Origin of the sequence: Acinetobacter sp. 1424608, from assembly GCF_000588255.1 — a bacterium.
In the GTDB taxonomy this organism is placed as follows: Bacteria; Pseudomonadota; Gammaproteobacteria; order Pseudomonadales; family Moraxellaceae; genus Acinetobacter; species Acinetobacter nosocomialis.
In genome coordinates this window covers 80,676-90,006 of record NZ_JFXL01000017.1, presented here as the reverse complement: position 1 = coordinate 90,006, position 9,331 = coordinate 80,676, and the positions used below count along the sequence as shown (strand labels likewise).

Annotated in this window: 8 protein-coding genes and 4 tRNA genes; all 12 read right to left on the bottom strand. The window is 39.9% G+C overall.

The genetic code is table 11. The features are described 5' to 3' along the window. Positions 1–938, bottom strand: a 938-nt coding sequence (tuf, locus tag J678_RS18890) for an elongation factor Tu (RefSeq protein WP_050675887.1), incomplete at its 3' end; no start/stop codon positions are given. A 160-nt stretch (positions 939–1,098) separates the two neighbouring features. Next, positions 1,099–1,173, bottom strand: a tRNA-Thr gene (locus J678_RS18885). A 13-nt stretch (positions 1,174–1,186) separates the two neighbouring features. Further along, a tRNA-Gly gene (locus J678_RS18880) sits at positions 1,187–1,262 on the bottom strand. Between the two features lie 36 nt (positions 1,263–1,298). Further along, positions 1,299–1,382 (bottom strand) — tRNA-Tyr (locus J678_RS18875). 56 nt (positions 1,383–1,438) lie between these two features. Continuing rightward, positions 1,439–1,514: transfer RNA gene (locus J678_RS18870), tRNA-Thr, on the bottom strand. Between the two features lie 98 nt (positions 1,515–1,612). Next, positions 1,613–3,106 carry an anthranilate synthase component I gene (gene trpE / locus J678_RS18865; protein WP_002053173.1) on the bottom strand — a complete coding sequence of 498 codons (1,494 nt, stop codon included), beginning with the start codon at positions 3,104–3,106 and terminating at the stop codon, positions 1,613–1,615. A 108-nt stretch (positions 3,107–3,214) separates the two neighbouring features. Beyond that, positions 3,215–3,883: a phosphoglycolate phosphatase gene (locus J678_RS18860; protein WP_031956194.1), complete on the bottom strand. Its 669-nt coding sequence runs from the start codon at positions 3,881–3,883 to the stop codon at positions 3,215–3,217. Positions 3,884–3,948: 65 nt separating this feature from the next. Continuing rightward, the gene (locus tag J678_RS18855) at positions 3,949–4,578 is read right to left on the bottom strand and encodes an FHA domain-containing protein (protein WP_031956193.1); all 630 of its coding nucleotides are present in this window, start codon (positions 4,576–4,578) and stop codon (positions 3,949–3,951) included. A 40-nt stretch (positions 4,579–4,618) separates the two neighbouring features. After that, entirely contained in the window at positions 4,619–6,895 is a 2,277-nt protein-coding gene (gspD, locus tag J678_RS18850) for a type II secretion system secretin GspD (RefSeq protein ID WP_031956192.1), read from the bottom strand. Positions 6,896–6,936: 41 nt separating this feature from the next. Continuing rightward, positions 6,937–7,776: a type II secretion system protein N gene (locus J678_RS18845; protein ID WP_004710893.1), complete on the bottom strand. Its 840-nt coding sequence runs from the start codon at positions 7,774–7,776 to the stop codon at positions 6,937–6,939. Beyond that, positions 7,776–8,519, bottom strand: a complete 744-nt coding sequence (gene gspN, locus J678_RS18840; protein ID WP_031956191.1) for a type II secretion system protein N — start codon at positions 8,517–8,519, stop codon at positions 7,776–7,778. The genes J678_RS18845 and gspN overlap by 1 nt, the downstream gene beginning before the upstream one ends. A 331-nt stretch (positions 8,520–8,850) precedes the next feature. Further along, positions 8,851–9,177 (bottom strand): H-NS family nucleoid-associated regulatory protein, encoded by a 327-nt coding sequence (locus J678_RS18835; protein WP_002053185.1) that lies wholly within the window; start codon positions 9,175–9,177, stop codon positions 8,851–8,853. Positions 9,178–9,331 lie beyond the last annotated feature (154 nt).

The following is a 9,331-nucleotide window of genomic DNA, read 5'->3' as shown; positions in this document are numbered from 1 at the left end:
ACGTATACTTCTGCGTCGAATTTAGTGTGCGGCTTGATTGTACCTGGTTTAGCAAGTACTTGACCACGTTGTACGTCTTCACGCTTAGTACCACGAAGTAATACACCACAGTTCTCGCCTGCACGGCCTTCGTCAAGAAGTTTACGGAACATTTCTACGCCAGTTACAGTTGTTTTAACTGTATCTTTAATACCAACGATCTCTACTTCTTCACCAACTTTAACGATACCAGATTCTACACGGCCTGTTACTACTGTACCACGACCAGAAATTGAGAATACGTCTTCGATTGGCATTAAGAATGCTTTGTCGATAGCACGTTCTGGTTCTGGGATGTAAGAGTCAAGAGCTGCTACAAGAGCAAGAACTGATTCTTCACCGTAAGGACCTGCTTCACCGTTAAGAGCAGCAAGAGCTGAACCACGGATTACTGGAGTGTCATCACCTGGGAAGTCGTAAGTAGAAAGAAGTTCACGAACTTCCATTTCTACTAATTCAAGTAATTCTTCGTCGTCAACAAGGTCGCATTTGTTTAAGAATACGATGATGTAAGGTACACCAACCTGACGAGAAAGAAGGATGTGTTCACGAGTTTGTGGCATTGGACCGTCAGTCGCAGCACATACAAGGATCGCGCCGTCCATCTGAGCAGCACCAGTGATCATGTTTTTAACGTAATCGGCGTGGCCCGGGCAGTCAACGTGTGCGTAGTGACGAATTGGAGAATCGTATTCTACGTGTGAAGTATTAATTGTAATACCACGTGCTTTTTCTTCAGGTGCTGAGTCGATTTGCGAGTAATCTTTCGCTTCACCGCCGTAAGTTTTTGCACAAATAGTTGCAATCGCAGCAGTTAAAGTTGTTTTACCATGGTCAACGTGACCGATTGTACCCACGTTTACGTGTGGTTTATTACGTTCAAACTTGGCTTTAGCCATGATGATCTTCCTCGTTTACGTCGAACCAACTACAAATGGCGCTGAACTAACTCAGCTTATCGACATATCGCCTAAAAAAACAGACACCCAATACTTGAAAAGCAGACTATATAGCCTGCTTTCTGAAAACTTTGTGGAAATCCACTCAAACTTTAATATCTGGAGCTCTTATCGAGATTTGAACTCGAGACCTCTCCCTTACCAAGGGAGTGCTCTACCACTGAGCTATAAGAGCGACTATCCTTCGATGGAGCGGGAGACGAGGATCGAACTCGCGACATGCAGCTTGGAAGGCTGCCGCTCTACCAACTGAGCTACTCCCGCAACGTTGGTAATAACCACTTCATTCGAAGTTTAGGATGGTGGTGAGAGAAGGATTCGAACCTTCGAAGCTTTCGCAACAGAGTTACAGTCTGCCCCCTTTGGCCGCTCGGGAATCTCACCAATATCGCACTTATCTACAGTGCTGTTCTTTACTCATTCAACTTAACACTTTAAAATGGTGCCGGCACACGGATTCGAACTGTGGACCTACTGATTACAAGTCAGTTGCTCTACCAACTGAGCTATGCCGGCGTTTCTTAGTGTTTCGTACGTTTCGTATCGGAACGGTGTGCAGTTTAGCAAAACTTCCAAACGATGCAAGCGGTTTTTTTAAAAAAACCGCTAAAAACTCATAAAATCAATCCGTTTGATGATAATTCAACCGCTTTGATCACTGCGCGAGCTTTTATTTGGGTTTCATTCCACTCAGATTCTGGATTTGAGTCAGCAACAAGCCCTGCTCCAGCTTGCACATACACTTTTTTATCACGGATAACACAAGTACGGATTGCAATCGACATATCCATTTCACCATGCCAACCTAAATATCCCACTGCTCCACCAAAGACACCTCGTTTTACGGGCTCTACTTCATCAATAATTTCCATTGCGCGTATTTTTGGGGCACCGGATAAGGTTCCTGCCGGGAAGGTTGCCTTAAATACATCAAGTGCATCGATATCATCACGCACTTCACCTTGCACATTTGAAACAATATGCATGACATGTGAATAGCGCTCAATTACCATTTGATCTGTTACTTGGACCTTACCAATTTTTGATACACGCCCTACATCATTTCGACCAAGGTCAATCAGCATCAAATGTTCAGCAATCTCTTTTTCGTCAGAAAGCAAATCTTTTTCTAGTGCAATATCTTCTTCTTTAGTTTTACCGCGTGGTCTGGTTCCCGCTAATGGCCGAACCGTAGCAATACCATTTTCTAAACGAGACAAAATTTCTGGTGAAGAACCTACTATATGAAATGGTTTTTTATCAGTAATCGTTTGGCCTTGAACTAAAAATAGATAAGGTGAAGGATTTAGATGACGTAATGCACGGTAAACCTGTAAAGCTTCTCCATCAAATTCGGAAACCATGCGTTGCCCTGGAACAACCTGCATCACATCGCCAGCACGAATGTATTCTTTAACTTTTTCTACTGTCTCTAAAAATTTTGCTTTACCAGTGATCGATTCAAAATGTGGAGGTGTATGCGGCTTCGCTTGCAAACTAACTGGTGTTGCCAACAGTTGTTCTAATTGATCTAATTTTTGTTGAGCATCATTATAGGCGTTACTCTGCTCTGCATCCGCATGAACAATTAAAAATAACGTATCTTTAAGATTGTCAAAAACAATAACCGTCTTTGAAAGCATCAACCATAAATCTGGAAGCGTAATTGGATCGGCTGTAGGAACATTCTTTAAACGTGGCTCGATATAACGGACTGCGTCATAGCCCAAATAACCTACTAATCCGCCTGTAAAGCTTGGTAAATCTGGTAATAGATCGGCTGGGGGGACTTTAAATTGTTTTTGGAATTCACGAATGTATTGAAATGGATCTAGACAATCTTGTTGTGTGATTGATCCATCAGCATGCTGTATAGATAAAACACCAGCATTGCAGGAAAAAACTGTTGATTCACCCAATCCAATCATAGAATAGCGAGCCCAGTTCTCTCCACCTTCAACTGATTCAAACAAGTAAGCTTGTGTTTGATCTTTAAAGCGGGCAAAAACCGATAATGGAGTTTCAGTATCTGCTAATCGTTGACGATAGACTGGAATAGTATTGTAACCAGCAGTTTTAAGTTGCTCAAATTGCGCTAATGTTGTCATGAATCTTCTCTAATATGGTTTCGATTTAAAAGTGTGTTTTTCTAGATTCGAGTTAGACACGCCATCGAAAAACCATAGGCTTATTCATTCTTATCTCCATTTTCTTCATTAGACAATTAACTCAGCAAGACTATCAACAACTTGCTGAGGTTGGCAATCATAGATATTTTCTCCATGATTATAGCCATAGCTAACCACAATACAATCAATTCCGGCACGGCGTGCAGCTTCAATATCATTACTTGAGTCACCAATCATTAACGATTGTGAAGCAGATGTTTTTAGGCTTTCCATGCAATATAATAATGGCAGTGGGTGTGGTTTTCTTTCAGGTAAGCTATCTCCTCCAAGTACAACTTGGAAATAAGGAGAAAGTTCTAATGCATCTAGTAACCCTTGAGCAAGCTTGACAGGCTTATTGGTAACACATGCCATTTTTATATTCAAAGTTTGGCAATGTTTTAAAAATTCAGGTACGCCTGGGTAAATTTGAGTATTTACACACAGCTCTGCACCATATATGTCTACAAACTTTTGCAATAAAACCTGATGTTGTTCAGCATCCAATTTTCCAAATATATGAAGCAGAACACTTTCACAAAGTTTTGAAGCTCCTTTACCTACCCATTCCCGTATTTGTGCTTCTGTTACCAATGGCCAACTGAGTGATTGCAGACTTAAGTTCATAGACCGATATAAATCGGCAGCGGAGTCAACCAAGGTTCCATCCAGGTCAAATAAAATTAAATCGCGCTTACTTAGTTGTGCAACAGACATTTTCTTCTACTCAAAATTAAAAAGGCATGCGTTTAGCATGCCTTGATTGTAAAAGCACCAACGAATTATTTAAAGAATAACCATGCCAATACAGCCAAAATCACTAAAATAATAATAGTAATTAAACCAATAGATGCATTCTTTTGCTGCTCTTTTTCTTCAGCTACACGAGAAATAGGCTCTTCAATAGCAACCGGAGTTTGCTCAGGCTGAGCATGAATATTCACTCCTTCAGGAATCGGTGCAGGTTTTGGAATAGAAATATTCTGCGGCATACCATCGTGGCGAACTTCCACCTCTGCAGCACGCTCTGCAAGGCTTGGCATGCCTTGATCACTTAAATCTTGTGCCGGTGCAGCTTGTACTGGCTCTGCTTCAATTTCAGGTAAATCATTATTTTCTTGAGCAGGCGCTAGTACTGAAAATTTAAAACTTGCAAATTGAACAATATCGCCATCATGCAGCTGCTTTTCTTGCTCAATACGAATATCGTTTACAAATGTACCATTTGATGAATTAAGGTCTTGCACCCATAACAATTGGTCCTTTAAAAGCAATGCCGCATGGCGACGCGAAATTTCAGCGGCCTGTAATAGCAAATCAGCATCTTGATGACGTCCCACCAACATATCACGATCAATACTAATTTCTTGACCAGTAAATTCACCAGTAATTGCTTGTAGTTTCCAAGTCATGCCTATGTCCTATTCATTTTTTATCAATCATAACATGCTACTACGGTGCCGTGCTTGGACGCAGTGTCGTTGTTGTTACTGTATTTTTAGTTCGATTCACTTCCGGATCAGGTAACTGCAAGGTCTGTTTCTGAACAGTAGGCTCTATCGCCACTGGTGTGGTTATGGTCGTGCTTTTTCCACCTGATGGAACCTGTTGATAATTTTTGGATTGAGTTCCAATACTTGGAGGTGTCATTTTTTGATTGTAAACATCATCAACCTGCTCAGGTAATTTTGCGAAATTACCATTTTTATCCATAGCCAATTGCAAGCTATAAAGCTGATTATAGCGCTGCTGAGATAAACGGCGAACATCATTCGCATCACCTACAATTGTTGGATGAATAAAGACAAGTAGATTACGTTTTACATTACTTCTATTATCTGATCGGAATAATCGCCCAACATAAGGGATACTACTTAATCCTGGTATACCTTGTCTTGAAAGTGATGTGTCATCTGATACCAAACCACCCAGCACTACAGTCTGCCCATGTTCCGCCAAAACAGCTGTTTTAATAGCACGTTTACTTGTGACCAAGTCAGCAGCTTGCCCACGACTATCCTGAACAGCAGAGACCTCTTGCTCTACTTCCAGACGTACTGTACCGCCTTCACCAATATGTGGAATAACTTTTAATGTTACACCGACATCTTTGCGTTCCACAGTAGTGTATGGATTAATACCCGTACTATTGGTAGTGACTGATCCTGTGACAAATGGAACGTTTTGACCTACAACAATATAAGCTTCTTCATTATCCATCGTTACAATGGATGGCGTTGAAAGTAAGTTTGATTTTGTATTGGTTTTGAGAGCTTGAATTAATGCACCATACGCCTTACGAGAGTTATCAAAATTACCCAATCCTAAAGTTGCACCATTACCTTTATTAGCTCCATTAGCGATAGCAGATGCAGCTCCAGCCGTACCACCCGATAAATAACCAGCAGCAATAGAAGATAAACTCGCCCCTACATTACTAAAGCTAAGTAAACCAATTCCACTAGATAAATCGCCGAGTGCCCATTGAATTCCAAGTTGATCTGCATCATCTCCAGAGACTTCAATAATTGCGGCCTCGATGAGCACTTGTTGACGACGGACGTCTAGCTGTTGAATTGCAGATTCAATTTCACGCATTAATTGGGGATCAGCTTTAACCACCAATGAGTTCTGAGCATTATCTGCAATGATACTTACACCATTTTGACTAAAGCTGGTGATATTGTTCTGATTACTATTGTTTGAATTACCATTTAGGTTGATTGATGGGGTAGATATTGAACTACCATTTGAACCCGACGTGTTTGAACTAGAGTTCTGGTTATTCCCAATCAAACCATTAATCGAATTTGATGAATTAGATGAGTTCTTATTGTTGCCAGAAGAAGATACTGCTTGACCAGTGACTAGTCCTTGTAAAATTTCTGATAAATTTTTAGCACTTGCATATTTTAATCTAAAAACTTTTAAGCCACCTAAACGATCAGCAGAAGGCACATCCAGCATTTCAATCATATGACGAATGCGCTTACGTGTTTCTGGATCACCTTTTACTAAAATACGGTTTGTTCTGTTGTCTGCAATAATACGAATACGAGCACCGCTAAAATCTTTAGATGCGCCTGTTGCACTCATTGCTTCAAGTTGTGTGATGATTTCTTCTGCTTGGCTCGACTGAAGATTGATCGCTTCAATATCGTTTTGCCCAGTCCCGTCTAAGTTACGGATAATATTTTCAAGCTGATAGATATTTGCGGCACGGTCCGAAACAATCAGTGCATTGGTTCCTGCAATCGCAGCCATATGCGCAAACTGAGGCATTAAAGGGCGAAGTGCTGGAATTAAGTCATTTGGATTAGTATTTTCAAGCCAAATCACTCGCGTAACGATTTGATCTCCACGAACCCTATTTCTAGCATCATAAGGAATTCCTGAGTTTTTAACGTTGCTATCCGGCACCAGCTTAATCGTATTACCAGAAGGAATTGCAACGACCCCATTTACATTTAAAACCCCAAGAAATAGGTCATAAACTTCATCTTTATTTAATGGCTTATTAGAAATGACCGTGACATTACCACGTACTCTTGGATCTACAGCGAAGTTCTTTCCTGTAATGTCTGCAACTTCATTAATAAAAGCAGTTAAGTCAGCATCACGTAAATTGATCTTCCATGTTTGGGCATAGGCACTGCTACTCACTGTCGCAATCAATGGGGCTGCTGCAAGTAATGCCCAAAGTGGACGTTGATGATTCAATAAAGCCATAACTCGCGATATTTCCTAACTCTTATGGTGACGTGTTATCACTAAAAATTTTGTTGTATGGTCATCACTTGATCACCACGTTTTATTTCTATTTTTACTTGTCCTGCTCGACGAGCTTGTTCAAGTAATTGCACATCCGTTTGCCCTTGCCCAACCGTTTGACCATTTAAAGAGACAATTCGATCGCCAGGCCTTAAACCTAACTTATTTCTAAGCGCAGTCGGTGTACGTTCTGTAACTTCATAACCTTCACTTGAGTTTCCACTGACCCCCATATCTTTGAGGTACTGCTCTCGGTTACCTTGCATCTGCTGAATCGCTTGCCCTAGGGCTTGTTGAGTCGTATTTACAGGTGCCGCAGGTTGAGAAGGTGTAGTAGGTTGTTGTTGTGAAGCATCTGGCGTCATCGGTTGATATAACCCATTTGGCAAACCTTTAAACTCAAGTTCTCGGGTACTGCCATTTCCTTGACGTAACACCACATGATCCCAATAAACTTCTGCCAGTTGGTAAGAAGTAGAACCAATGGTTTCACCAACCCGATAACGCTCAGCAATATTATCAACTTTAATAACAGCCGAAGAGAAGCGGTTTGGATAACCCACCATTACGCCTTGTAATTCTAGATTCACACTTTCCTGAGCCGCATTGGCAGAAGGTTCATTAAAAAGTGAAAAAGTACTAATGTTTGGTATTTGTGGCTGCTGAGAACCGAGCTCTACCCGATCAAACTGCATCATTTGTGGAGGAGCAATCACCAACCAAAAAAATGAAGCCAATTTCCAACACAACCATAAAATTAAAATGGCTAAGACGACTACACTAAGTCGATCTAATTTTTGCCATTGTAATTGCTGTAATTTATCAAGCCATGCTTTCATTAGTTACCACCTTGTAGTAATGGTTGGCGAGAACTAATGACAAAAGTGTCTAAACCAGCTTTTCCATCATAAGATGGAACGTTAAGCAATAAACGCTGCGTGAGTTGAACATCAAGCATCATATTGGCATCAAGTAAAAGATTCGCCATTTTTTGATTTCGCTGATCACGGATGTCAACTTGTAGCTGTCCATTGTGGTCAGCCAACTGCCCACTTAAAGAAGGCATGTTCATACGATCTTGACGATCACCAATATTATAAACTAGCGCTCCACCACCCCAATGCAACTGTCCATCAACCGCTGCAAAGCCTTGCTCTTTTTTATAATTAAATTGAATATCTTTAAGTTGAATACTATTTACAGGCCATTGCCAGCTCACAATCTGCTTCAGTGTTTCTGGAGCAACTTGACCATTCATATTTCGTACAATTACTTTTTTGCCAAAACCATATGCCATGATTCCCGCTAATTGTGTATTACCGCTATGAATATCAACATCTGCAGCAAAGCGTAATAAAAGTAAATCTAGAGGTCTCGTTTTCCAGTGAATAGTTCCCCGTAAAGCACCACGATGCCAGTCTGCTTGCCCCTGCCAGATGTTGCCACTTACATTATGGACAGTTTGATTATTTTTTGAAAATTTAGAGATAAGCCAAGTCGCCGGAATCTGTAAAATAATAAAAATTAAAAATGCAATGAGGGCAAAAAACCACCACTTCCATTGCTTAGACTTTTTCTTCATTCAGCCTTACCAACATGCAAATTATCGTCCTTATATGAGAGTTCCTCTCTAGTCTGACATTATGCATACTTTTTCAACATCGCCAATTCACTTCATATAAAAAAACCAAGCAATCAGGCTTGGCGTCTTCTTAAAGACTATAAGTTGTACGTATGACAAAATCATGAAAATTGACGATTGATCTCACTAAATGCAAATTTAGTCTCAACAATGTATTTATTCAGGAATTTAAACACTTTATTGAATACTTTATTTTTTAAATAAAAGTTTTAATTCTTTTTAAAATAAAAAAGCCAAGCTAAATCGCTTGGCTTTTTAAGAAGCAATACAATTAGATTAAGAAATCTTCAAGTTTTGCACCTTTTTCGATTTCAGCAACTAACCAGCGTGGTTGTTTACCACGACCAGTCCAAGTCTCTTCAGAGTTGTTTTTGTTACGGTAGCGTGGTTCTACAGATTTACGTGTTGTTTTCTTACGTTTTTGAGCACCAAACTCAAGAAGTTGTTCAACACTAAAACCTACATTTTCAGCAATCTCGATAATTTGATTATATGCATCTTCAATTGCTTGATCTTTTTTGCTTGCAATTAAAGCTTCTGCTTCTTCTTGTAAGCGTTTTAACTCTTCAACAGATAATTCACTAATATCCGGTTTCATTAATAAATACTCCAGTCTTACAGACAATTCAAATAATACAGACAAAATTTAAAAACATTAAATCATAACCAATAGTATTTATAATCTATTCAATAAGCAATAGTTTGAAAGACGAGTTAGTCAGAATAATGCTATAAATTTACTTTTTAATTAC

Coding starts and splice junctions, on each gene's coding strand:
- trpE (WP_002053173.1), bottom strand. CDS start 3,106: ATGACAACATTAGCGCAATTTGAGCAACTTAAAACTGCTGGTTACAAT.
- gspD (WP_031956192.1), bottom strand. CDS start 6,895: ATGGCTTTATTGAATCATCAACGTCCACTTTGGGCATTACTTGCAGCA.
- J678_RS18860 (WP_031956194.1), bottom strand. CDS start 3,883: ATGTCTGTTGCACAACTAAGTAAGCGCGATTTAATTTTATTTGACCTG.
- gspN (WP_031956191.1), bottom strand. CDS start 8,519: ATGAAGAAAAAGTCTAAGCAATGGAAGTGGTGGTTTTTTGCCCTCATT.
- J678_RS18835 (WP_002053185.1), bottom strand. CDS start 9,177: ATGAAACCGGATATTAGTGAATTATCTGTTGAAGAGTTAAAACGCTTA.
- J678_RS18845 (WP_004710893.1), bottom strand. CDS start 7,776: ATGAAAGCATGGCTTGATAAATTACAGCAATTACAATGGCAAAAATTA.
- J678_RS18855 (WP_031956193.1), bottom strand. CDS start 4,578: ATGACTTGGAAACTACAAGCAATTACTGGTGAATTTACTGGTCAAGAA.